This window comes from Ilumatobacter sp. (assembly GCF_965215205.1).
Lineage (GTDB): Bacteria > Actinomycetota > Acidimicrobiia > Acidimicrobiales > Ilumatobacteraceae > Ilumatobacter_A.
The window spans coordinates 3,155,511-3,178,289 of the sequence record NZ_OZ244049.1 but is presented as its reverse complement, the minus strand read 5'-3'; the positions used below and the strand labels follow the sequence as shown (position 1 = coordinate 3,178,289).

21 protein-coding genes and 1 pseudogene are annotated in these 22,779 nt (G+C 67.9%); 12 read left to right on the top strand and 10 right to left on the bottom strand.

Annotated features, from left to right (window positions below; all coding sequences use genetic code 11):
* Positions 1–37 precede the first annotated feature (37 nt).
* The 7 genes from ACOOHC_RS14750 (at position 38) to ACOOHC_RS14720 (ending at position 7,610) form a co-directional block, all read left to right on the top strand.
* Positions 38–1,336 carry an ISL3 family transposase gene (locus tag ACOOHC_RS14750; protein WP_420450218.1) on the top strand — a complete coding sequence of 433 codons (1,299 nt, stop codon included), beginning with the start codon at positions 38–40 and terminating at the stop codon, positions 1,334–1,336.
* Positions 1,337–1,377: 41 nt separating this feature from the next.
* Positions 1,378–1,599, top strand: coding sequence for a hypothetical protein (locus tag ACOOHC_RS14745; RefSeq protein WP_420451165.1), 222 nt, complete (start codon positions 1,378–1,380; stop codon positions 1,597–1,599).
* Positions 1,600–1,768: 169 nt separating this feature from the next.
* Complete coding sequence (locus tag ACOOHC_RS14740; RefSeq protein WP_420451164.1) at positions 1,769–3,040, top strand: IS256 family transposase; 1,272 nt, start codon at positions 1,769–1,771, stop codon at positions 3,038–3,040.
* A 110-nt stretch (positions 3,041–3,150) separates the two neighbouring features.
* Positions 3,151–4,182 carry an AAA family ATPase gene (locus ACOOHC_RS14735; RefSeq protein ID WP_420451163.1) on the top strand — a complete coding sequence of 344 codons (1,032 nt, stop codon included), beginning with the start codon at positions 3,151–3,153 and terminating at the stop codon, positions 4,180–4,182.
* A gap of 64 nt (positions 4,183–4,246) precedes the next feature.
* Positions 4,247–4,771, top strand: a complete 525-nt coding sequence (locus tag ACOOHC_RS14730) for a hypothetical protein (RefSeq protein ID WP_420451162.1) — start codon at positions 4,247–4,249, stop codon at positions 4,769–4,771.
* On the top strand, positions 4,771–6,351 hold the full coding sequence (locus tag ACOOHC_RS14725) for a UvrD-helicase domain-containing protein (RefSeq protein ID WP_420451161.1): 1,581 nt from the start codon (positions 4,771–4,773) through the stop codon (positions 6,349–6,351). The genes ACOOHC_RS14730 and ACOOHC_RS14725 overlap by 1 nt, the downstream gene beginning before the upstream one ends.
* Before the next feature lie 12 nt (positions 6,352–6,363).
* Positions 6,364–7,610 (top strand): IS3 family transposase gene (locus ACOOHC_RS14720; RefSeq protein WP_420451160.1). Its coding sequence is split into 2 segments (ribosomal slippage): positions 6,364–6,637 and positions 6,637–7,610, totalling 1,248 coding nucleotides; the frame shifts between segments, so codons are not numbered across the junction.
* Between the two features lie 386 nt (positions 7,611–7,996).
* Here the strand turns inward: ACOOHC_RS14720 and ACOOHC_RS14715 are convergent.
* A pseudogene (locus tag ACOOHC_RS14715) lies at positions 7,997–8,970 on the bottom strand (IS481 family transposase).
* Positions 8,971–9,111: 141 nt separating this feature from the next.
* Between ACOOHC_RS14715 and ACOOHC_RS14710 the strand changes: the two are divergent.
* The 3 genes from ACOOHC_RS14710 to ACOOHC_RS14700 all read left to right on the top strand — a co-directional run bounded on the left by ACOOHC_RS14710 (position 9,112) and on the right by ACOOHC_RS14700 (position 11,488).
* Positions 9,112–9,810: a hypothetical protein gene (locus ACOOHC_RS14710; RefSeq protein ID WP_420451159.1), complete on the top strand. Its 699-nt coding sequence runs from the start codon at positions 9,112–9,114 to the stop codon at positions 9,808–9,810.
* Between the two features lie 42 nt (positions 9,811–9,852).
* On the top strand, positions 9,853–10,752 hold the full coding sequence (locus ACOOHC_RS14705; RefSeq protein WP_420451158.1) for a hypothetical protein: 900 nt from the start codon (positions 9,853–9,855) through the stop codon (positions 10,750–10,752).
* Between the two features lie 286 nt (positions 10,753–11,038).
* Positions 11,039–11,488 carry a hypothetical protein gene (locus ACOOHC_RS14700; RefSeq protein ID WP_420451157.1) on the top strand — a complete coding sequence of 150 codons (450 nt, stop codon included), beginning with the start codon at positions 11,039–11,041 and terminating at the stop codon, positions 11,486–11,488.
* A 171-nt stretch (positions 11,489–11,659) separates the two neighbouring features.
* Here ACOOHC_RS14700 and ACOOHC_RS14695 read toward each other — a convergent pair whose 3' ends face one another.
* From ACOOHC_RS14695 to ACOOHC_RS14665, 7 genes are all read right to left on the bottom strand, one after another.
* The gene (locus tag ACOOHC_RS14695; protein ID WP_420451156.1) at positions 11,660–12,868 is read right to left on the bottom strand and encodes a hypothetical protein; all 1,209 of its coding nucleotides are present in this window, start codon (positions 12,866–12,868) and stop codon (positions 11,660–11,662) included.
* 61 nt (positions 12,869–12,929) lie between these two features.
* On the bottom strand, positions 12,930–13,523 hold the full coding sequence (locus ACOOHC_RS14690) for an RNA polymerase sigma factor (protein ID WP_420451155.1): 594 nt from the start codon (positions 13,521–13,523) through the stop codon (positions 12,930–12,932).
* An 88-nt stretch (positions 13,524–13,611) separates the two neighbouring features.
* Complete coding sequence (locus ACOOHC_RS14685) at positions 13,612–14,103, bottom strand: DoxX family protein (RefSeq protein ID WP_420451154.1); 492 nt, start codon at positions 14,101–14,103, stop codon at positions 13,612–13,614.
* A gap of 82 nt (positions 14,104–14,185) precedes the next feature.
* A complete protein-coding gene (locus ACOOHC_RS14680) occupies positions 14,186–15,169 on the bottom strand; it encodes a D-isomer specific 2-hydroxyacid dehydrogenase family protein (RefSeq protein WP_420451153.1) in 984 nt (327 codons plus the stop codon).
* 78 nt (positions 15,170–15,247) lie between these two features.
* A complete protein-coding gene (locus ACOOHC_RS14675) occupies positions 15,248–16,441 on the bottom strand; it encodes a pyridoxal phosphate-dependent aminotransferase (protein ID WP_420451152.1) in 1,194 nt (397 codons plus the stop codon).
* A 120-nt stretch (positions 16,442–16,561) separates the two neighbouring features.
* Positions 16,562–17,176, bottom strand: coding sequence for a methyltransferase domain-containing protein (locus tag ACOOHC_RS14670; RefSeq protein WP_420451151.1), 615 nt, complete (start codon positions 17,174–17,176; stop codon positions 16,562–16,564).
* Positions 17,173–18,042, bottom strand: a complete 870-nt coding sequence (locus ACOOHC_RS14665) for a dimethylarginine dimethylaminohydrolase family protein (RefSeq protein WP_420451150.1) — start codon at positions 18,040–18,042, stop codon at positions 17,173–17,175. The genes ACOOHC_RS14670 and ACOOHC_RS14665 overlap by 4 nt, the downstream gene beginning before the upstream one ends.
* 104 nt (positions 18,043–18,146) lie before the next feature.
* On the opposite strand from ACOOHC_RS14665, the gene ACOOHC_RS14660 reads away from it, so the two are divergent.
* On the top strand, positions 18,147–18,698 hold the full coding sequence (locus ACOOHC_RS14660; RefSeq protein WP_420451149.1) for an NUDIX hydrolase family protein: 552 nt from the start codon (positions 18,147–18,149) through the stop codon (positions 18,696–18,698).
* Positions 18,699–18,844: 146 nt separating this feature from the next.
* Positions 18,845–19,735 carry an Fpg/Nei family DNA glycosylase gene (locus ACOOHC_RS14655; RefSeq protein ID WP_420451148.1) on the top strand — a complete coding sequence of 297 codons (891 nt, stop codon included), beginning with the start codon at positions 18,845–18,847 and terminating at the stop codon, positions 19,733–19,735.
* A gap of 7 nt (positions 19,736–19,742) precedes the next feature.
* On the opposite strand, the gene ACOOHC_RS14650 is transcribed toward ACOOHC_RS14655, so the two are convergent.
* Positions 19,743–20,144 carry a pyridoxamine 5'-phosphate oxidase family protein gene (locus ACOOHC_RS14650; RefSeq protein WP_420451147.1) on the bottom strand — a complete coding sequence of 134 codons (402 nt, stop codon included), beginning with the start codon at positions 20,142–20,144 and terminating at the stop codon, positions 19,743–19,745.
* A gap of 84 nt (positions 20,145–20,228) precedes the next feature.
* Positions 20,229–22,778 (bottom strand): ABC transporter permease, encoded by a 2,550-nt coding sequence (locus tag ACOOHC_RS14645; protein ID WP_420451146.1) that lies wholly within the window; start codon positions 22,776–22,778, stop codon positions 20,229–20,231.
* Position 22,779: the final 1 nt, after the last annotated feature.

Genomic DNA, 22,779 nt, shown 5'->3' with positions numbered 1-22,779 from the left:
GCGGTCTTCCACAACTGCGAGACGAGGAGACCACGGGATGATTGAAGGTAGCAACGCGGACGCGCTGCTCGGGCTGATTGGTGTGCGGATCTGCGCTGTCGAGGTCGGCGTCGAGGTGACGATCACGATCGAGACAACCAACGACCGGGTCGGGTGCCGCTCGTGCGGAGTGATCGCGAAAGCGCACGGCCGTCGGCGTGTCAGGGTGCGCGATCTGGCGACGTGGGGACGAGCGACGGTGCTCGTTTGGGTGAAGCGGATCTGGCGCTGCCGCGAGCCGCTGTGTGCGACGGTGACGTGGACCGAGACCCTCGACGCGATCGCGTCTCGGGCGTCGCTGACCGAGCGGGCCGGGTTCGAGATCTGTCGCCGGGTCGGCGAGGACGGCGACTCGGTCGCGGCGGTCGGCCGCGACTTCGGTGTCGGCTGGGCGTGCGCGATGAACGCCGTCAACGTGCACGGCCGACGCCTCGTCAACGACCCCGATCGAATCGGCCATGTCACCAAGCTCGGCCTGGACGAGACAGCGTTCCAGCGGCCATCGAAGCATCGCGGTCACACGAGCTACATCACTGGTTTCGTCGACCTCGCCCGACCGCGACTCCTCGACGTCGTGTTGGACCGGACCGGTGCTGCTGTTGATTCCTGGCTCGCACAACAACCCGCTGGTTGGCTGGCCGGGATCGACCAGGTCGCTCTCGATCCGCACCGCGGTTACGCCAACGGGCTCACCGCGACCTTGCCCGACGTGGTCGTCGTTGTCGACCGGTTCCATGCTGTCGGGCTCGCCAACCGCGCTGTTGACGACGTGCGCAGACGGGTGCAACAAGACACCCTCGGGCACCGAGGCCGCACCGGTGATCCGCTCTACGGCATTCGCCGACTGTTGCTACGCGGCTACGAACGCCTCACCGAACGCCAGCTCGAACGCGTCGAGGCGGGACTGGTCGGTGACCGCTACGGCGAGGTCGGAGCAGCCTGGCTGGGCAAGGAACTCGTTCGGGAGATCTACACCGCCGGCACCCTCGCTGAGGCCCGCCAACGACTCCACGTCTTCTACACGTTCGTGGCTGACGCCGAGGTCGGCGAACTCGTCCGCCTCGCCAAGACAATCAGTTCGTGGGAGACCGAGATCCTCGCGTTCCACACCACCGGCGGACTCTCCAACGGGCCGACCGAGGGCATCAACTTGCTGATCAAGAAGATCAAACGAGTCGGCCACGGCTTCGCCAGCTTCGACAACTACCGACTCCGCCTCTTGCTCCACGCAGGCGTCGACTGGCACACTCACCCCACCGCACGACTGCGAAGCCACCCACCACGCTCAGCCGCGTAGAGCCAGGAATCGCCGCTGCACACAACGCACGTGCAGCTGCTGTGGAGGCTGACCTGTCCGAGCTGCGAGCCGAGGTCAATGCGTCTGAAGCCCGGCTTCGAACGCACATCCTTGAGCAGGTGGAGAGCCACGTGGAATCACATGAACTCGATCCGAAGCTGCTGGATCGAGTGATTGAGGCGGAAGTGATGAAGCCCCTCCGTCGACTCGGGGAGGCGCGGATTGAGTCGATCGAGGTCATCGATTCCTACGCAGATGAGTGATCGTTCTGTGCGGTACCAGCTATCGACCGGTGGACATCTCGCGTCCGATCGCCGGCTTCAATGCACCGGATTGAGATGGATTCTGTCGATTGGGGACTGTCAGATCCGCGGTGTAACTGGTCTGGCCTGAAACGCTGAGCGACTCGCTTGGCCGGAAGGACAGACAACGATGACAGACCATGATGTGGCGGTGGTGACACCGTCGGATGAGACGAGCGAGGAGCGGCCAGATCGGTCGCTTGCCGAGCAGCTCGTCGACCAGGCACGATCGGACGGGCGGAATCTCGTCGGCCCCGGCGGGCTGCTGAGCGATCTCACGAAGCAGGTCCTCGAGACGGGTCTCGAGGTCGAGATGGAAGAACATCTCGGCTATCCGAAACACGCCGTCGAGGGCCGCAACGGTGGCAACAGTCGCAACGGGACACGTTCGAAGACGGTGATCACCGAGATCGGCCCGATCGAGCTGGAGGTGCCACGCGATCGTGACGGCAGCTTCGAGCCTGAAACGGTGCGCAAGAACCAGCGCCGGCTCGACGGGGTCGACTCGATGGTCATCTCCTTGACGGCGAAGGGTTTGACGACTGGTGAGGTCGAAGCCCATCTGGCCGAGGTGTACTCGACGAACATCTCCCGCGAGACGATCTCGAAGATCACCGACCGGGTCCTGGGCGAGTTGGCCGAGTGGCAGAACCGGCCGCTCGACCGCGTCTATCCGGTCATCTTCATCGATGCGATCGTCGTGAAGATCCGCGACGGTCAAGTCGCCAACCGGCCCGTGTACGCGGCGATCGGTGTCACCGTTGACGGTCAACGCGACATCCTCGGCCTCTGGGTCGGCACCGGTGGCGAGGGCGCCAAGTACTGGTTGCAGGTGCTCACCGAGATCAAGAACCGCGGCGTCGAAGACGCCTGCATCGTCGTGTGCGACGGACTCAAAGGCCTGCCCGAGTCGATCGAGGCGACCTGGCCGTTGGCGATCGTGCAGACCTGTGTGCTGCACCTGATCCGCAACACCTTCCGCCTCGCCAGCCGCGCCGACTGGGACAAGATGGCACGCGATCTGCGACCCGTCTACACCGCCGTCAACGAAGCCGACGCCGCAGCGAGATTGGACGAGTTCCACACCATCTGGGGCAACCGCTACCCGGCGATCCAGTCGCTCTGGAAGAACGCGTGGGCCGAGTTCGTGCCGTTCCTCGACTACTCACCGGAGATCCGCCGGGTCATCTACTCGACGAACGCGATCGAGTCGTTGAACGCCCGGTTCCGGCGAGCAACGAGGGCACGCGGTCACTTCCCCAACGAGCAAGCAGCGCTCAAATGCCTCTACATGGTCGTGCGGTCGCTCGACCCGAAAGGCACCGGCCAGGAACGCTGGATGAACCGCTGGAAGCCCGCCCTCAACGCCTTCGCCATCACCTTCGAAGGCCGCCTCTTCTAAGGCCCTAAGATCCCAACAACAACCATGAGCCAGGTCAGTTACACCAACGATCTGACAGTCCCGTCGATTGAGCGTTGCCTAGACCTACAGATGAACGGAAGCTGACCAACATGAGAATCTCGCGAATTGCGATCACGAATCATCGAAGGGTTGCTGACTTCGACCTCGATCTTCGGGGCCACGCTGCACTTGTCGGGCCGAACGCTGTCGGCAAGTCCACCGTTCTACGTCTGATCGACTGCTTGCTTGGTGCTACCTGGGGGCGACTGGCCGCAACACTTGATGTTGAGCAGTTGAGCGACATTGCGGCTCGAATGACGGTCGAGGTTCGGCTGGAGGATCTGTCGGCCGACGACGTGGCGCACTTTGCTGACAAGGTGCAGGTCGGAGTCGGTGCGGACGTCGGGCGCATTTGGCTCAACGCACAGCTCCATGCGTCGGTCTCCGTAGTCGATCCTGAGAAGCTCGATATCTCAAGGTCGTTCATCAAGCCGATGGTTGACGACGCCGCGATCAGCCGTGAAGATCTCCGCCTGATCGGCTGGACGTTCCTGCCCGCAAGTCGATCTCCAGACCGTGATCTCGGCACCGGCGCGTCCGGAGCGATTCGGTCGTTGCTGCAAGCTGTGTCGCTCAATGATCCCGAGTCGACGGCTATGGAGGACGCCCTCAAGCAGTTTGATGACGCCCTGACATCGTCGCCCTCGCTTGCTGTGCTGCGCTCAGAGTTTGCCGCAGAGCTGAGCGCCTTGTTCCCCGAACCGGTCGGCAAGGACGATGTCTCGATCAGCCTCCCGAGTGCCTCTGCCGCCGAGCCCCTCAACGACGTCAGTGTCCATCTCCAGCGGGATGGAGCGAAGGTTCCGCTGTCTGATCAATCTGATGGATTGAGATCGCTCGCGCTTGTCGCCGTACAGCTCTTGGCTCGTCGGTCAGCACGGATACTTGCGATCGATGGAACCCGAGATTCACCTTCATCCGCGGGGTCAGGCAACTCTCGGAGCGCTTCTCGCCTCCGCCCCCGGACAACGCCTCGTCGCCACGTACTCTCCGGCCGTACTCGCTCAGTTCGCTCCGAAAGATGCGATCGCACTCACGTCCGAGGGTGCGAGGCAGCTCCCGGCTACTGCGTTCGCTGGTAAGCCAAAACAGGCGGAACACTGGTGGGTCGACTCAGCGTTGGAGCCCCTGACCGCGAAAAGGGTCGTGTTCGTTAAGGGCATCTCGGACCGGATCATCGTTAAATCGGTCGCACATCTGATGGCTGTCGGTCTCGATCGTTGCGGTGTCTCGATCGTCGCATTGAACGGTTCGGGCGGATTCAAGGCCGGAATTCGACTGTTCGGACCAGCTGGCCTCGGCGTCCGAATTCTAGGTCTGGTTGACGAAAAGGAGCAGTCGGATCCCGCCGTTGCTCTCGGCGTGAGTACCACAGACCTTCTCGCGAACGACATCCTCACCTGCTACGAAGACTTGGAAGATGAGTACGTCACCAGTCTGGGCGTCGCCGATACCGTTGCGGTACTTATCGGCTCGGGCCTCTTCTCGGAAGCGGGGTTGGTTGCGGCTACCGGAGCGATGGACGCACCGAGCATTGATTGTACCTCGTTGATTGATTTTGCCAGGAGAAACAAGGTCGAGGCGGCGGGAGCACTGGCTCGAGGAATGTCGAAGGACCAGGCGGTAAAGTTGACGACCGTCGTTGAGCTGATCAACCGAGCCACTTCCTGATGGACGAGATCTCAGCGGACGACTGGTGCCGGTTGAACACCTTGGGAAACGCTCTTGTAATTGCACCACCCGGCTGCGGCAAGACAGAGTTGCTGGCGAGGCGCGCTGCGGCGTGTGTCGGGTCTGGACTCATCTCGCCAGGGCGAAAAATCCTCGCCGTAACTTTCACCAACAAGGCGCGAGACAACCTCGCGTCTCGGATGCAGGATCACGTCGGCCGTGGGTTTCGACGGCACGTATCTGTGGTCAACTTCCAAGGAATCGCCCTCAACCTCTACCGACGCCATCGGTACGTTCTTCCGGACTCGGTGCAGGAGTTGCTGCCGGACGACCGAGCCCTTCGTCAACTCGAACGGCGGACATTCGATGAGTACCGGGTTCCGCGCGACGCTCAGCAAGAATTCCAGGTCTCGATCCGGACGGCAAAGGCGGGCGCATTCTCTGACGCGGAGGTAATGGAACGGCTAGAGGAGTCCGGTCTTGCCGCCGCCTGCTGGTACGAACGACAGCTCCAGTCGGAAGGTCGAATGGACCACGACGATGTGTTGAGGCTCGGACTGCGAGTACTCAAGAATGAGCAGGTCGCGGCCCTCTATGCGGAGCGCTACGCCTACGTTCTGGTCGACGAGGCGCAGGATCTGACTCGTGTGCAGTACGACCTCGTCAAACCTCTCGGTCGTGAGGGCACTGTGTTCGCTGGGGACCGAGCCCAAGGCATCTACGCGTTCGCCGGAGCCGATCCCGATTGGGTATTCGAGCGTATCGAGAGCAGAAAGCCGGTTCGAATTCGTCTGTCGCAGTCGTATCGGTCTTCGCCGGAAGTGCTGGCGGTGGTCAGCGCCATCGCCGCAGAGTTGGGTGGCGAAGAGCTGACTTCTGCGGAGCTAGAACGTTGGCGAGGACATGGCAGAGCGCTCGTTGCGTCATTCGCCGGCCAGCGCGACGAGGCCGCTTGGCTGGTGAAGCAGATCGAGAGTTGGCGAGAGCAAGCGGCCGGCGAGGTGCCTCCGCGCGGGATCACTGTGGGCGTGCTGTCGCGAATGAAGCCTGGTGGTCGCCGAGATGTCTTTCTGGCGCAGGCTCAGGCGGCCGGTATCGATGTCGAGGTGTGGGTTCACCCGTTGCACAGGCCCGAAGTCGTCCAGTTGATTCGCAAACATCTCGACGCGGTTCTTGCGACGGTGCCTGAAGGCCGGGCCCAAGTGGAGGAGCTGTACCTTCGCTGCGTGAGTGAGGTCGCGGCCGAGAATGCGTCGACGTTGATTGACCTGAAGGACGCGGCGGATGAACTAGTAGCTGAGATCGAGGTCCACGACCTCCGACCGCTCGTTGACCGAATTCGAGTCGCGAGCGACGTCTCGATGCCAGTTGGCCCTGGAGTTCATCTCCTGACAGGGCACAGCGGAAAAGGGCAAGGATTCGACAAGGTCATCGTCCTCGGCTTCAAGGAAGGCCAGACCCCTAGCTTCTTCGTGAAGGGTCTTCCCGACAATGACCCGATGGTCCGAGAGGAACTCGCACTCCTTCATGTGATCGCCGGGTTGAAGCGCCCCGGGATTCGTGGAGGCTCTGTTCCTTGAGAGGATGGAGTGATGCCAAGCAAGTATCCCGACGAGCTGCGCGAGCGTGCCGTTCGGATGGTGCTCGATCACGAGCACGAGTACGGATCCCAGTGGGAGGCGATCTGTTCGGTCGCCGAGAAGCTGGGCCCGAAGGCCGAGACGGTCCGGCTGTGGGTCCGACGAGCTGAGACCGACACCGGTCGCCGGCCCGGCGCCACCACCGACGAGCTCGCGGAGCTGAAACGCCTGAAGCGCGAGAACGCTGAGCTGAAGCGCGCCAACGACATCTTGAAGGCGGCGGCGCATTTCTTCGGGGCGGAACTCGACCGCCGATCAACGAAGTGATCCGGTTCATCGACGAACACAAGAACAACCGCAGCGGACAGTTGCGGTGGGGTATCGAGTCGATCGCCAACACGGTTGGGATCGCCCCGTCGACGTATCACGCCGCCAAGAAGCGCCCGCTGTCGGCACGTGCGGTTCGTGATGCGGAGCTGCGCCCGCAGATCCTGCGGGTGTGGGAGGAGAACCTTGCGGTCTACGGCGCCGACAAGATCTGGGACCAACTGAACAAAGACGAGGTCCGAGTCGCTCGCTGCACCGTCGAGCGCCTGATGCGCGACATGGGCTTGCAGGGCTGCCGGCGGGGACGGGTGTGGATCCGCACCACCGAAGGCGACGATGCACTCGATCGGCCGGCGGATCTGGTGGATCGCAAGTTCGTAGCGCCGGCACCGAACCGGCTCTGGGTGGCGGACTTGACCTACGTCAAAACGCACTCGGGCTGGGTCTACGTCGCGTTCATCGTCGACGTGTTCTCCCGCATGGTCGTCGGGTGGCAGGCCAGCCGATCACTCAAGTCGGATCTGGCGATCGACGCTCTCGAGATGGCCGTGTTCAACCGGAAACGCCAGGGCGCGGACCTGTCGGAGCTGATCCATCACAGCGACCGCGGAGTCCAATATTTGTCCGTTCGCTACTCCGACCGCCTCGCCGACAACACCATCGTCGCGTCGGTCGGCTCCAAGGGCGACAGCTACGACAATGCCCTCGTCGAGTCGTTCAACGGGCTCTACAAGTGGGAGCTGATCTACAAGCAGGGTCCCTGGCGCGGTCTCGACGATGTCGAGTTCGCCACCCTCACCTACGTCGACTGGTTCAACCACCGACGTCTCCACGGCGAGATCGAACCCGGCCCCGGCTTCACCACCCCGACCGCATTCGAGACCGCCCACTACAGTCAAATCGTCCCCGCCAACCCGGCCGGGACTCAATAACCCCGGCCTCTACCAAACCCGGGGCGCTTCACTTCGCGGGCCAAGGAAGAACTCGTGTTCACCATCTGCGGCACGACCAACGGGTACCGCCAGAGACCGTCGCGATGGTTGTCACTAGTCAAGAACGACGTCGAGCACATAGCTTCCTGAATCATCCCGCTCACCAAGTCAAGGAGACGCGCCGGACTTATCAGACCAAGTCCGAGATTTCCGATGCGTCGGAGATCGAGTCGGCCGAGGCCGGATCAGCGTGAGCCGGGCCCGAGTTGCGTCTGAGGCGCCACAGTCGCGCAATGGGGATACTTGGAGGTTGGCTCGCCGAGGCGTTGTGACCGCACTCAGATTCATCGGGCTGGTCTCTGCGCAAGGAACCGCCGCGTCGACCGCTAGATGTGCATGACGGGAACGTTGTCCTTGAGCGTGTCGATTGGTGTTGACCATCCGAGTGCGCCGTGTGCTCGGTGGTGATTGTAGAAGTGCACGAAGTGGTCGTACTCGACTGTGCGTTCGGTGTCGGTGTGCCAATCGCGAATGTAGGCCCATTCCTCGAGCAGGATCCGGTGGAATCGCTCGATCTTGCCGTTGGTCTGTGGCCGGAATGGCCGGGTGAACTTCGGGGTGATCCCGGCCCCGGTGAGAGTGTCGCGCCAGAGTCCGGATCGGTAGCAGGGTCCGTTGTCGGTCAGGACTCGTTCGACGGTGATGCTGTGGTCGTTGAACCAGGCGTTGGCTCGGGCCCAGAACTCGACGGCAGTGACGGCTTGTTCATTCGGATGGATCTCGGAGTAGACGAGCCGGTGCGGTCATCGAGCGCCGAGTGCAAGAACCGGTAGCCGGTTGATGACCGCTTCGACGACGGAGCTTGGCCCCGGCCGTGGATCCGCCAGCCGCCACCGTCGGGGATGCCGGCGAGCTTCTTGACGTCGACATGGACCAGCTCACCGGGCCGATCACGCTGATAGCGGACCACTGGATCTTTGGTGGCTCGATCACCTGAGTCGAGCCGACCGAGTCCCTCGGCGGTCAGGATCTTCTGCACCGTCGAACCCGCTCGGCCGACCTCGAACCCGATGTGGGCTGCACCCCATCGGCGTTGCTGACGGAGTTCGATGATCCGGCGTCGACACTCATCAGGCGTTGCGTTCGGTGACCGGTGCGGCCGCGACGAGCGGTCCAGCAACCCAGCGGGCCCCTCGGTGACGTAGCGGTCGCGCCACTTGCGGACGGTCTTGGCATCGACCTGGAACCGTTCTGCGGTGGCCTCGATCGTCCAGCCCCGGTCGATCACACAGTCGATCATCTTGCGGCGACCGAGTGGTGTCAGTGACGCGTTCGGGTGTTGGGTTCTAGCGTGTCCCATCGAGCTCTCCTTGCGAGCGGTGTGCGTTGTCGAAGACACACAGCCTCGCTCGGAGGGCTCACCTATTCAGCGGACCAACAATCCCGTCCCGCCAGGGACAACGTTCCCGGTCGTCACACCTAGGCGAGTAGGTTGGCTCCGGTGGAGGAAGCAGGCTCTACGAATTCGAGTCTTGCTCTGATACCGCCCGAAGCGGTACGTCTGTTCTTCGCAACCGCCGACGGGCAACATCGCCACTTTCTCTACTTCCGAGGCCGAGGAGATGACATCTACTGGGGAGTGCCCGGTCGGCGCAGCGTCTACGAGTCGACATCCTCCGTCGAGGGGACCAGTCTCTCGGCGACGGTGGGCGATGAACTGACGACTGCGGCAACAAAGGTTTCGTATCACGCCTCCGGCCAAGTTCACATCAAGGCTGATGAAGTGATGTCGGCTGGCGGTCCCATGAAGCAGCCGGCTCCGTCATCATTAAAGTCGCCCCTCCGAGCCGGCTTCATCATCACGAAACCACCGCTTCAGTACGAGCCCTACCGCAAACGCGTCCCTCGCGACGCCTCGTGCTTCGTGCACGTTGACGGCGACAGCGCCCACCGTCGAATGCTGATCGACTTGTTCTTTGCTCCACCCGGAAAGCATTCGTTTCCTGCCCTGGCAATGGACTACTACGACCGCCCGCCGGACTTTGCTCTCACGGTTGCCGCTCGGCTTTTCGTCATTGGCTGGGTCCAAGTTCTTGGTGCCGAGGCGTCGGAATGGCACCCTGACAAATCGTTGCTGGTGGCGGGGCGGGTGTTCTCTCCGAACGCTCTTGACGATCGGAAGATGGGAGAGGAGTCGTAGTACCACAGAGAGGTCGTAAGGTGGGCCACTACGATCTCGCACGTGGAGCGAGGGAGCCCGGCTTCGTCTGTTGAGCCAGCCTTGGCGCTTCCTACGCCGTCAAAGGTCGACACGATCCGTGATGTAATCGTGGCAGCAGCAAACCTTAAGTCGACCGGCGCGCTCGCCGCCGTTCTAGGATCTCTGAACGAGGTCATTCCAAGGGCTCTGGACCGTCGTCGGGCCGAGTTCTACGACGCGGTTGCCAACAAGCTTCTCCGGGTCGACGGCGATCTGGGCCGATTAGACGAGCGACTTGCCTTGGCATCTCTATCGACCGGAGTGCTGGCGGCTGCGCGGTCCGCGTGCGAGGAGCATCACGATCATCTCGCTTCGGCGACCGCCCACGCCATGGTGAATCCGCAGGACCTTTCTAGAGACCACTGCATACTCATTCTTCGTCTAATTGGTGACCTGACGGCAGCTCACGTGCATGTACTCGCAGTCTTTTCTGATCCACACGGAGTCGCTGCACGCCACGGAGGAGTCTCCTGGTGGTGTCGAGATGCCGAAGGGCAGTATCCCCGAGACCGGTTGCTATCCGTTGATGACGACCTTGCGCAAGACCTTTCGGTTGCGCGCCAGATCGCAAGCGACCTTGGGCGAATGGACCTCGTCGGGAGCGACTGGGCTGGTCAGTTTGAGCGCGGATTAGTCGATGCAGGGACGTTCCCCGACGACGGTGAACCTGATCCTGCAAGTCCTCCACATGGCGCCACCGATCTCGGCAAGCAGGTGCTCGGCCTTTCTAGAGCACCACTGAAGTCTCCAATGCCTCCGATCGTTCTGCGCAGCGGCTTCCGTGAAATCTGGGAAGGTCCGGCCACCCTTTTCAGCTCGCAGCCTGTCCTGGACTCTGTTCTTCGAAAGTCGAATGGTCTTTTCATCCCTAGCCGGCCCTAGAACTCACCGGACTGAGTAGCACCCGCCGGACGCACCGATCGCGAAACCCCTGGTCAGGCGAACGCACCAACCCTGAGCGTCATTCACAAGACCGGTGAAGGTGAGCCACGACAACTTCGAAGGCACCGAGCAGATCCAGCAGCTCGTGATCAGCCGGGCGATCTCCGGCCTGCGCATCGAGTGACGGCGGGGTGGCCGGTCGCTCGACGACCGGCCGCGCCCCGCAGGTGCTCACGTCGAGCAGCGCTGAGCTTCGCACGGCGGTGAACGGGTACGCCTCGCTGCCATGGCACCCCCCACATCCGAGAACGCCGACACGAACTCCCCGCTCGACGGGGTCGAGGGCGCGGACTGGCGCCTCGAGCCGGTCTTCACCGTCGCCGTCGAGCTCGGCGAGCGCGACGACGATCGCATCCGCCACGCCGTGCAGGAGCGCGACGACCTCCGCTACCGCGACTACGAGCACGTGTCGTTCGAGTCCGCGCACGGGATCCAGCGCTACCGGGGCCAGCCCGACGCCGTCACGACGCCGGTGCTCGACGAGACCGTGCGCGACGTGAACGTGTGGCGGTTCTCGATCCCGCGCGACACCGAGGTGCTCACGGGGATCCTCGACATCGTCTACGAACTGCACAGCTACGAGGAGCCCGTCGTCCACGTCGTCGAGGCCTTCGCGGCGCGCACCCGCGACGGCGTCGACCGCGACGGCCCGAACCGGGGCTGGAACCGCTCCTGAGCGATCCCGTCGGCGCCACGATCGTCGGTCGTCCGCTCCGGTGTCGGTCACGGCGACGTCGATCTCGAGCCCGCCAGGCGCACCCCGGCGACGTCGTCGACGGCGTGTCGTCATCGATCGTCGACGCCGCTGCGCCGAGGTCGCGGCGGACCCCGGGAGGATCTCGATCGATCAGGGATCGAGGCCGGGCCCGAGTCTCGGCTGGGGCGTGCACGCGTCGCCGGCGTCGCTCGAAGCGGGTTCCGCCGAGCCGCCCGGATCCGACGCGGACGCACCGAAGCGCTCCGTCCACGCCGTCGGGGTCGCCGGCTCGAGCGTGTCGACGAACTCGGCGAGCGCGTCGATGTCGGCGTCGCCGCTCGACACGGCGAACGCGGTCGCGCCGTCACGCCACAGCACCCTCGTCACCCCCGACTCGGCGGCGGTCGTGTCGAGGTGCGCCGATCTGCCGAGGAACGTCGTCGGCTCGAGCTGGCGACCACCGAAGGCCATCTGGGCGATCGCTCCACCGGGGACCTGCTCCACCCGCACGGGAACGGTCGCCCCGCCCTCGATCGGGACCCGGAACACCGCCGAGTAGAGGTCGGCGCTCGGTCCGGAATCGATGACCGACCACCCCGGCACCGACGAGATGTCGACGGTGCCGTCGACCACGCTCATCGACTCCAGCAGCTGCACCACCTCCGGGCGATCCAGGGCGCGACCGGGCCCGTCGGTCAGCAGCACCGTCCCGCACGGCGTGATCACCCGGTAGGACGGCGTGGTCGCCTCGGCGGCATCGGGCGCGACGCCGATCTCGACCTCGCCGAACCGACGGACCTCCAAGCCGCCCGGGTCGGTGGGAGCGCCGTCGACGTCGAGCATCCACACGGTCGCGCCGTCGGGACCCCGCAGCAACGCCGCAGCGCTGCCCGCCGGGGGAGAAGACACCGCGACGTCGTCGAGCGCCAGCGGGCTCGGGGGTACCACCACCGACGACACCCGATCGACACCCGTCCTCTCCGCCGGCGGGGTCGTCGTGTCGGGGAGGGTCGTCTCCACCTCCGAGGGTGATCGTGCGACCGTCACGGCGGTGCTGGCGGTCTCGGGTTCGTCCTGCGCGAGCCACGACCAGCCGAGAGCGACGAGCCCGCCCACGAGCACGAGCCCGGCGGCCGCCTTCGCCGGGGATCCACCGCGGGGCGGGCTCGGCCGCACCGGGACGCGCGTCCCCGGCGGGGCGGTCGAGACCGTCGCTCCGCTCTCCGAGCGCGAGGTGGCGGCCGAGGGCTCGACCGCGTCGACCGCGCCGAACAGCCGCTCGCGGATCTCGCGGCGGCGGTCGGCGGGCATCGGCGCGACCTGCGGTCGTGCGCTGCGGACCACGTCGAGGACGCTCATCGCCGGGCGGGGCCCGCGGGCGCGATCGGCGTCGTCGGAGTCGTCGTCATCGCGGTCGGCATCACCGGGGTCGACGACTCCCGTCGGCTCGACTCGCCACCTTCAGCTCGCGACGGATCCGCCCGAGCCGGCTGCGCACCTCGGAGACCTCCATCTGCAGCGCCTCGGCGATCTCGGTCTGGGTGCAGCCCTCCCACAGGGTGAGCAGCAGGACGTCGCGATCGTCGGGCGCGAGCTCGGCGACGGCCTTCATCACCAGCGCGACCGAGCGGTCCCCGTCGTGCTGCTCCGACCGTGGGTCGCCTGCGGGCTCGCCGCCCCGCCCGGGTCGTGGCGTCCGATCGTCGAGGTCGCGTCGGGAGATCAGCGGGTCCGCGACGTCGCCGACGTCGCGCTCCACCGGTCGGCACCCGAGCAGGTGGGCCCGCTCGAGCTCGGCGTGGCGACGCAGCGCCGCCGTCGCCGAGCCGAGGAGGAAGAGCCGCTCCGAACCTCGTTCGGGATCGAAGCGCGCCCATGACCGCACGGCGTGGTCGAACGCATCGGCGGTGACGGCGGGTGCCGCCGACGCGCCGACGCGTCGTGCGACGGACGCGTGGACGACCTCGACGTGGTCGTCGTACAGGCGCACGGCGGCGGATCCGGTCAGGGGCACGCCACATCCTGCCAACCCCCGACCGGCCCCATCCGACGGATCGGTTCAGATCGGATGACGTTCGCGTTGCGCGCCGGGAGCGGCGGGATCAAGGAGCGACGGTGTCGAACGCCTTGTGGGCCGTGGTGGAGACGACGTCGGCGGCGCCGATCGCCGCCTTCCTGCCGGTCCAGAACACCGACGGGCGGCCGCCGGTGTCGAGCGCGGCGAACAGCAGGCCACCGAGGATCGACGCGTTCTTCACGAAGCCGATCAGGTCGCGCTGCTTCTGGTCCTCGTCGTCGGCCTCCCAGAACGGATGGCCGACGATCGTCGTGGGGATGATCGATGACGCCAGGATCAGGGCGGCCGGGCGGTTGAGGAACCCGAACGCGAGGAGCGCGCCGCCGGCCACCTGCACACCCGCGTTGATCTGCACGAACTGCTCGTCGGTGGTGTCGAGCCCGACCTTCTCGCGCAGTCGATCCGCGACCGGCTCGGCGGCCGGTGCGAGCTGGGACGACTTGCGCAACCCGTTGACGCCGAGCACGACGAAGCTGGAGGCGAGCAGGGTCCGGGCGAGTGTGCGTGTTCCGATCATGGGCCCGGTCTACCCTCCTGTCACGACGGTCACACCCGGTGGGCCGGCGACCGAGCGGTCGTGCTCTTCGAGCGCCTCGCGCTCAGTAGCCGCTGGCGGGATCGACGAGACCGATCAGCGCGTCGCCGCGACCCGACCGCTCGACGTTGCGACGGACCCGGTCGGCGATGAGCGGCTCGGCCATCTCCTCGGTGTTGGCGGTGTGCGGGGTGATGATGCAGTTCTCGAGCGTCCACAGGGGGTGGCCCTGCGGGAGCGGCTCGGGATCCGTCACGTCGAGGGCGGCGCCGGCGATCACCCCGTCGCGCAGCGCGTCGACGAGGTCGTCGGTGACGACGTGGGCGCCGCGGGCCACGTTGACCAGCCAGGCGCGCTCATCCATCGCGGCCAGCGCCTCCGCGTCGATGACGCCGGTGGTCTCGTCGGTGAGCGCGAGCGCGAGCACGACGGCGTCCGCGCCGCGCAGGGCCTCGCGGGTGTCGTCGGGGGCGACCACCCGTGCGACCCCGTCCATCGGGCCGGTGCTGCGGCGGACCACCGTGATCTCGGTCTCGAACGGGGCGAGCAGGCGGATCAGCGACTCGGCGATGCCGCCCCCGCCGAGGATGGTGACCGAACCGCCGAGCAGGGAGGTGCCCCACTGCGGCCCCCACGACTCCGCCGTCACCCGGCCCGGGAGCCCGCGCATCCCGGCGAGCAGGAGGGCGAGCGCGTGCTCGGCGACCGGATCGGCGTAGACGCCCTTGCCGCACGCCCACGTGCGCCCGTCGTCGAACATGCCGCGCGCCGCGAAGCTCTCCACCCCGGCCCACAGCAGCTGCACGGTGCCGATCCCGTCGTGCTCGGCGAGCAGCGACTCGAGGGGCTCGGGATCCTTCGGGTCGGTCCACACGAGGAGCTCGGCCTCGGCCGGCTCCACGACGGTGCCGCCGCCGGCGCGGACGGCCTCGACGATGTGCTCGCGCATCCCCTCGGGGCGCACGGCGACGCGCGGTCCGTCGCCGGGGGCGTCGCCGGTCGGGCCGGTGGTGTCGCCGGTCGCGGCGTCGGTCGTGTCGTCAGCCATGGCGACCCAGTCGACCACGGGCCGCCGTCGTCGGCAACATCGACGCGCTCGGCGGCATCGGGGCCGTCCGCGGCATCGTCACCGGTGCGACCCGATCCACTCGCCGAGCCGCCCGAGCCCCTCGGAGATGTCGTCGGTCCCGATGCCGGAGTAGGCGAAGCGGACGTGCTCGGTCGTCTCGCCGGGTCGCGGTCGGCCGAAGTGGCGTCGCGTGCAGAACGACACCCCGGTCGAGCGCAGCGCCGCGGTGGCGAAGTCCGCGACGTCGTCGTGGCCGGTGATCGCCATCGCCTCGGTGACGTCGGGGAACACGTAGAACGTCGCCTCGGGGGTCGCGCACGACACCCCGGGGACCTCGGCCAGCGCGGCGACGGTCGCGTCGCGCCGGGCACGGAGCTCGTCGAGGAGGGCGGCCGCGCCGGAGGGGTCGCGCAGCGCCTCGACGCCGGCCTCCTGCACGAAGTGGGTGGTGCACGACTCGTCGTTGGTGTTGATCCTCGCCATCGCCGTCGCGATCTCGGGTGGCGCGACGGCGCACCCGAGCCGCCACCCGGTCATCGCGAAGCGCTTCGAGAAGGTGTAGAGGATGACGGTCCGCTCGGCCATCCCGTCGAGCGATGCGATCGAGCGCGATCGCCCGGAGTAGCGCATCTCGAAGTACGCCTCGTCGGACAGGACCGACAGGTCGTTCTCGATCGCGATCTCCGCGATCGCCCGGCGCTCCTCGTCGGAGCTCTCGCACGCGAGCGGGTTCTGCAGGTCGTTGTAGACGAGCGCGGTCGCCGACGGCGCGAGCTCACGCAGCTGGTCGAGGTCGATCGCGAACCCGGTGGTCGTCGGCACGTAGCGGTAGGGCAACGGGGTCGCGCCGTAGTACTCGATCTGGCTCTCGTAGATCGGGTAGCCGGGGTTGGGGAACAGCACCCCGTCGCCGGGGTCGACGAGCGCCTGGGTGAACTTGGTGATCACCGGCTTGCCGCCCGGCTGGACGACGATCCGCTCGGCGCCGATGTCCATCCCACGGGCGCGCCCGATGTCGTCGGCGAGGGCCTCGCGCAAGGCGGGGATCCCGGCGGCCGGGCAGTACCCCGTCTTCCCGTCGGTGATCGCCCGGTCCATCGCCTCGACGATGTTCGCCGGGGTGGGGAGGTCGATGTCGCCGAGGTGGAACGGGTACACCCGGTTGCCCCGGCTGCCCCACTCGGCGGCGGCCGCCGAGACCGCGAAGGCGGTCTCGGTGCCGAGCCGACCCATGCGTGCTGCGAGCGCCACGGAGCGCCTCCTCCCGTTCGACGGACCCGCCGCGCGAGCCGTCGCGCGAGCGTACTCGCGAACTCACGTCCGGTCCACGATGCAGAATCGTTCCGCATCGTGGATCCATCCGGATGCTCCTCAGGTGACGGTGCCTCCACGCCGGCGCACGACGATGGATTCGCTCCCCCCGCCCTGCGAGTGGTGGAGCACCTCGACCCCGGCACCCGCGAGCGCGGTCCGCAGCTCGCCGGCGGGAGCGTGGAAGGGTCCCGGGTCGTCGGCTCCGCTCTCGCTCAGCACGGTGATCGCGCAGATCCCGCCGACCGCGGTGCGCTCGAGGAGCGCCGGGTGGAGGTCGGGGTCGCGGAAGCGCTGGCAGACGACGAGTTCGAACGATCCGAGCGACGCCGGGAGCCCGGCGTCGAGATCCACCCGGCGGGTGTCGATCGAGCTCGCGACGCCGAGCTGGTCAGCCGCGGCGCGCACCCGTGCGAGCGCGACCTCCGACACGTCGAGCGCGACCACCGACCACCCCCGCTGCGCGAGCCACGCGGCCACGGCCCCGGCGCCGCACGCGACGTCGAGCGCTCGGCGTCGATCGGACGGACCCGCCACGTGAGCGTGCGTGACCACGTTCGCGAGCGAAGCGGCGTCACCGAGGCCGGCGGCGACCAGCGCGTCGGGGGGTGCGGGCGACGGGGGGTCGGCGCGGGCGTGGCGGCGGTCCCACCGCTCGGCGTCGTGGGCGCTCACGTCCGAGCGCGGTGGAGCGGGAGGGTGCAGCAGCGGAAGCTGCCACCGGTCTTGGGCGGCTCGGAGTACGCCAGCTCCACGACCTCGATGCCCCGCGCCCGCATCTCGTCGTTGATCCGTGCCGACTCGGGCCGCGACACCACGCAGCTCGGGGAGAGCGAGAGCACGTTCGTCGCCAGCATCCGCTGCTCCTCGCGCGTCACCTCGATCAGCTCGTAGGTCTCGCGCAGCGCCGCGGGGAGGTCGCGCAACCCGTCGCGGTAGATCAGCGCGTGGCCGTCGCCGACGGGGAGGAACGAGCAGTCGAGGTGGAGCACGTCCTCGCCCTCGGCCAGCCCGGTGAGCGCGATCGGCACGATCTCGTGATCGGGGACGAGCTGCATCAGCCACGCCGCCCCCGCGAGGTTCGTGCGCTGGCCGATCCCGACGAACACCTTCCCCCGGTCCACCACGATGTCTCCCCCCTCCAGGACCAGGTCCTCGGGCCCGAAGAGGACCTTCACGTCCTCGCCGAAGCGCTCGAAGAGGTGCGCGTACCCCCGCCACTCGTGGCGTCGGCTGCGCGCCGCCATCGTGGTGACGACGAACGTCCGGCCGATGACCACGCCGATGTCGCGGGTCATCATCTGGTCGGGCACGTAGTCGAGGGGGTGGGGTTGGTGGACCTCGATTCCCCGGGAGACGAGCTCGTCGACCAGTCCCCGGATCTGCGCGGTCACGGTCTCGGCGGTCGGGGCGTCGGGTCCGTCGTACCACCGGCGCTGCGCCTCGTTGATGATCTCCGCGTCCACCTGCAGGAAGTTGTCGGGGTAGCCGACGATCACCGAGCGCAGTGGGCCGGTCTCGGAGTCCACGAACACGTCCATCGACGTCGCAGCGTAGGTGGCGCGCCGTGGAGCGACGGGGAGATGTCGTGGTCCGACGTCGAGATGCCGTCCGGGAGGCCCCGGACGTGGGATCATCGTGCGCTGTGAGCGAGTACGACGACGGTGCCACCACGCAGACCACGACGGGGTGGCTGTCCCCCGAGGACCTCGAGCTCGTGCGCGCCAACGTCCCGATCGTCTACGTCGACGCCGTGCCGGTGCGCGTCGACTCGCTCGGCAACGTCACCGAGATCGGGATGCTGCTGCGCGTCGCGGCCGACGGGACGATCAGCCGGATGGTCGTGACCGGGCGCGTCCAGTTCGGCGAGAGGGTGCGCGAGGCGCTGATGCGGCACTGCGAGAAGGACCTCGGCCCCATGGCGTTCCCGCGGGTGCCGGCGAACCCGACCCCGTTCACGGTGGTGGAGTACTTCCCCAACCCCGATCGCTCCGGCTTCTACGACCCGCGCCACCACGCCGTGTCGCTCGCCTACGTCGTGCCCGTCGAGGGGGACTGCGAGCCCACGCAGGAGGCGCTCGACCTGACGTGGTTCTCCCCCGAGGAGGCGGTCAGCGCGGAGGTGCGCGAGTCGATGACCAGCGGACACGACCGGCTGATCCGACTCGCCCTCGCCCACGTCGGCAAGTTGCCCTGACGCGCTCCGGACGGTGTCGCGACCCCCCGTCCGGGCCGGGTCGCGAGCGCCGCCCGACCCCGCCGCGGGGCGATGTCCGTCCGGGCCGGACATCGTCGTCCGGATCCGCGCCCGGGGCCCGCGGAACGCGTAGGTTGGGGCCGCAGATGCCCGAAGGAGACACGATCCACCGAGCCGCCAGTGCGCTGCGCACGGCGCTCGGCGGCAAGGCGATGGTCCGCTTCGACGCCCCCCGCCTCGTCGGGCCGGTCCCGCAGGCGGGTCGCACCGTCGAGAGGGTCGAGAGCCACGGCAAGCACCTCGAGATCGAGTGGGACAACGCGATGGTGCTGCACACCCACATGCGGATGTCCGGATCGTGGCACGTGTACCGCCAGGGGGAGCGCTGGCGGCGGCCCTACCAGCAGATGCGGGCGTCGATCGAGAACAGCGACTGGGTGGCGGTGTGCTTCAACGCCCCCGTCGTCGAGACGTACCGGCGTCCCGACAAGCGTCGCCACCCCGGGATGGGGCGCCTCGGGCCCGACCTGTGCCGGCCCGACGCCGACCTCGCGCGCGTCGTCAACCTCCTGCTGTCGTACGCCGACGGCGACGCCCGTGTCGGCGAGGTGCTGCTCGACCAGCGGGTCATGTGCGGCGTGGGCAACGTCTACCGCTGCGAGGTCCTCTGGGCGAACGGGGTCAGCCCGTTCGCTCCGGTGCGGGCGTTGACCGAGTCCGACGCGGTGCGCCTGGTGAACACGGCAGCGTCGCAGCTGCGCGCCAACCTGCACCACTCCGGCCGGGTGACGGCGAACGACGTGCGCGGCGGGCTCGCGGTGTACGGGCGCAACGGGCAGCGCTGCCCGCGCTGCGCCGGGACGGTCGACCGGACGCGGATGGGCCAGCACAACCGGATCCTCTACTGGTGCCCTGCGTGCCAGACCCACCTCGATCCACGCACCCGCACCGAGCCCGACGACACGCCGGTGATGGACCCCCACCCGGCGGCGCAGCGGTTCCTCGCGGATCTCCCGTGGAACCGCGACGCTGTCTGAGGTCGCGTCAGCCCCGGCCGAGGATCCGGTCGACGTCGATCTCCACGACCGCTCGGTCGTCCCGGTCCTTCGGCTGCTGGTAGCGCTCGGCGTAGCCGTCGACGCCGGGTCGCACCCCCTCGGGGTCGGTGACCAGGCGGACCGGCCCCTCGAGCGCCAGCCAGCGTCCGCCGTCGACCTGGCACACGACCGCGCGCTGGCCCCGCTGCTCCATGCGCGACGCGTTGACCGCCTTCTGCGACGCATCCCAGGTGATCACCCGGGCCACCTGCGCTCCGACGTCGTAGCTGAAGCCGACGGCCACGACGTGGGGTGACCCGTCGTCGCGCAGCGTCGTGAGGGTCGCGAGGTGCCGCTCACGCAGGAAGGTCACCACGTCGTCGTCCAGATCCTCCACGTCGAGCGCCATGACCCCGGTCTACACCGAACGTCCGCCCGGCGTCAGACCCGGGTGGGCACGACGTCGGATGGCGGTCCGGGGAGGCGCGACGCGTCACTCCGTGGCGATGGCGTCGAGGACGTCCATGTCGGCGGCCTGGTAGGCGGGGTAGACCGCCGCGGCGAGGCCGGCGACGACCGCCCCGACGAGGATCGCGACGATGATCAGCGGGCTGAACGCCAAGCGGCTGATCACCGAGTCGGGCACGGCGCTCGACAGCACGACGCCGAGCAGCGTGCCGACCACGATCCCGACGATCGCCCCGAACGTCGCGACGATCACCGCCTCCCAGCGGACCGAGCGCCGGAGCTGGCGACGGTTCATCCCGACCGCCCGCAGGAGCCCGATCTCGCGCGTCCGCTCGAAGACGCCGAGCGCCAGCGTCACCGCGACGCCGAACACGGCGAGCAGGATCGCCATCGCGAGCAGGATCGTGATCACCACCAGCAGCTGGTCGATCTGAGCTTCCTGCGACTCGCGGAACTCCGCGTTCGTCTGGACGTTCGCCTGGGGGAACGGCTCCATGGCGGCGTCCACCGCGACGTCACCGTCCTGCGCGCTCACCCCCTCGGCGAGCTGCGCGAGGATGAAGAAGTCACGCACCGGGGCGTCGCTGACCCGCTCGAGGGTGTCGAGCCCGATCAACCAGTTCCCGAAGGTCGAGTCCTCGTAGATCGCGGCGACCGTGAGCGACCCCTCGCGGCCGTTCTGCCACGTCACGTCGATGGCGTCGCCGACCTCCAGGCCGAGGTCGCGCGCGGGGTCGGCCTGGACGAGCACCTCGTCCGGGCCGAGGTCGGCGATCCCCCCCTCCTCCACCCCGGGGTCGACGAGGAGCGCGAAGGCATCGCCGTCCACCGCGCCGAAGTCCTTGCGGACGCCGTCGACCTCTCCCTGCACGGCGCGCACCGGGGTGACCGCCCCGAGCTCGGGGACCTCGGCGAGCGTCTCGGCGACGATCGGTGAGAGTCCCTGGAAGCTCGGATCGTCGATCACGTAGTCCGCCTGGATCGTCGTCTCGAGGGTGGCGACGAAGCTCGCCCGCAGCGAGGCGGCGAACACCGCGGCAGCGCTCACCAGGGCGACGCCGATCATCAGCGCGGACGCGCTCGACGAGGTCCGGCGCGGAGCTCGCACGACGTTGTCGCGCGCCAGCTTGCCCGGCACCTTCAGCACCTTCTCGACCGGCCACCCGATCGCACGCGCCACCGGTCCCGCGATGACCGACGAGACGCGTGCGACGCCGAGGAAGATCACCACGGCGCCGACCCCCGCGAGGGCGCCCCAGGCGGTGGTCGACCCCGGACGCACGAACAGCCCGACGCCGAGGGCGGCGACGCCGAGCGCGAGCGCGACCAGTCCCCCGACCACGCGACCGGCGCTCAGCGACCCGTACCCGAGCTCGGGGCGCATCGCCGCGACCGGCGGGATCGACGCGGCCCGCCGCGCCGGCACGAACACCGAGGCGACCGTGATCCCGATGCCCACCACGGCGGCGACCAGCAGGGTCCGCGGCTGCACGACCGTCCCGGTCGGGGGGAACCCGGCCCCGGCGGCGTTGAACAGCGCGACGATCCCGCGCGCCACGCCGAGACCGGCGACCGAGCCGACCACCGTCGCGACCACGCCGAGGGCGAGGGCCTCGAGGACGATCATCCTGCGCACCTGGCGACCGGACGCACCGACGGCGCGCAGCAGGGCGAGCTCGCGCAGCCGCTGGCCGATCGTGATCTGGAAGATGTTGTTGATCATGAACGCGGCGACGAAGCCGGTGACGAAGGCGAAGATCAGCAGCCCCGTCCCGAACGCGCTCACGAACGTGTCCAGCCCGTCGGCGGCCTCCTCGGCCAGTCGCTCACCGGTGATCACCTCGGTGCGCGGCGGGAGCTCGGCTTCGATCCGCTCCCGGAGGCGGCCGCTGTCGGCCCCCGGTTCGAGGCCGATGTCGATCGCGTCGACGCGCCCGTCGACGGTGAACCTCGCGAGCGCGGTGTCCAGATCGGTCACGAGGACCGACGCGCCGGCGAAGCCGTCGGTGTCGCCGAGGCCGATCGTGCCCGCCACCGTGGCGGTGAAGCGCCCGTTGTCGGTCACGTAGGCGACCTCGTCGCCGACGGCCACGTCGATGGCGTCGGCCGTGGCGGCGTCGAGCGCCACCTGGTCGGGCCCGGTGGGCGCGTCGCCGTCGCGCACGGAGATCGCCTGGAGCCCGGCGTCGGGCTCCCACGACACCCCGAGGGTCGGTCCTCCCTGCGGGGCGTGGGCCTCGCCGTCGGAGTCGAGGACCTGCGCGTAGCGGGTGACGGTCGGTTCCACCCCGGCGACCCCCTCGATCGCCGCGATGCGCTGCGCGATCGCGGGGTCGATCGGATCGCGCTGGGCGCCCTGGGCTCCGGTGTCGAACGCCTCGGCGCTGCGCACCTCGAGGTCGACGTTCTCGGCGAGCTCGTCGAACAGGTTCGAGAAGGTCGCCCGGAGGCTGTCGGCGAGGACGAACGACCCGACCACGAACGAGACGCTCGCCGTGACCGCGAGCGCGATGACGATCGTGCGTCCGAGGCGCGACCGGATGCTGCGCCGAGCGATGAGCGACGTCGCCCCCACG

Coding starts and splice junctions, on each gene's coding strand:
- ACOOHC_RS14740 (WP_420451164.1), top strand. CDS start 1,769: ATGACAGACCATGATGTGGCGGTGGTGACACCGTCGGATGAGACGAGC.
- ACOOHC_RS14680 (WP_420451153.1), bottom strand. CDS start 15,169: ATGGCTGACGACACGACCGACGCCGCGACCGGCGACACCACCGGCCCG.
- ACOOHC_RS14665 (WP_420451150.1), bottom strand. CDS start 18,042: ATGGACGTGTTCGTGGACTCCGAGACCGGCCCACTGCGCTCGGTGATC.
- ACOOHC_RS14750 (WP_420450218.1), top strand. CDS start 38: ATGATTGAAGGTAGCAACGCGGACGCGCTGCTCGGGCTGATTGGTGTG.
- ACOOHC_RS14695 (WP_420451156.1), bottom strand. CDS start 12,868: ATGAGCGTCCTCGACGTGGTCCGCAGCGCACGACCGCAGGTCGCGCCG.
- ACOOHC_RS14685 (WP_420451154.1), bottom strand. CDS start 14,103: ATGATCGGAACACGCACACTCGCCCGGACCCTGCTCGCCTCCAGCTTC.
- ACOOHC_RS14700 (WP_420451157.1), top strand. CDS start 11,039: ATGGCACCCCCCACATCCGAGAACGCCGACACGAACTCCCCGCTCGAC.
- ACOOHC_RS14655 (WP_420451148.1), top strand. CDS start 18,845: ATGCCCGAAGGAGACACGATCCACCGAGCCGCCAGTGCGCTGCGCACG.
- ACOOHC_RS14735 (WP_420451163.1), top strand. CDS start 3,151: ATGAGAATCTCGCGAATTGCGATCACGAATCATCGAAGGGTTGCTGAC.
- ACOOHC_RS14650 (WP_420451147.1), bottom strand. CDS start 20,144: ATGGCGCTCGACGTGGAGGATCTGGACGACGACGTGGTGACCTTCCTG.
- ACOOHC_RS14725 (WP_420451161.1), top strand. CDS start 4,771: ATGGACGAGATCTCAGCGGACGACTGGTGCCGGTTGAACACCTTGGGA.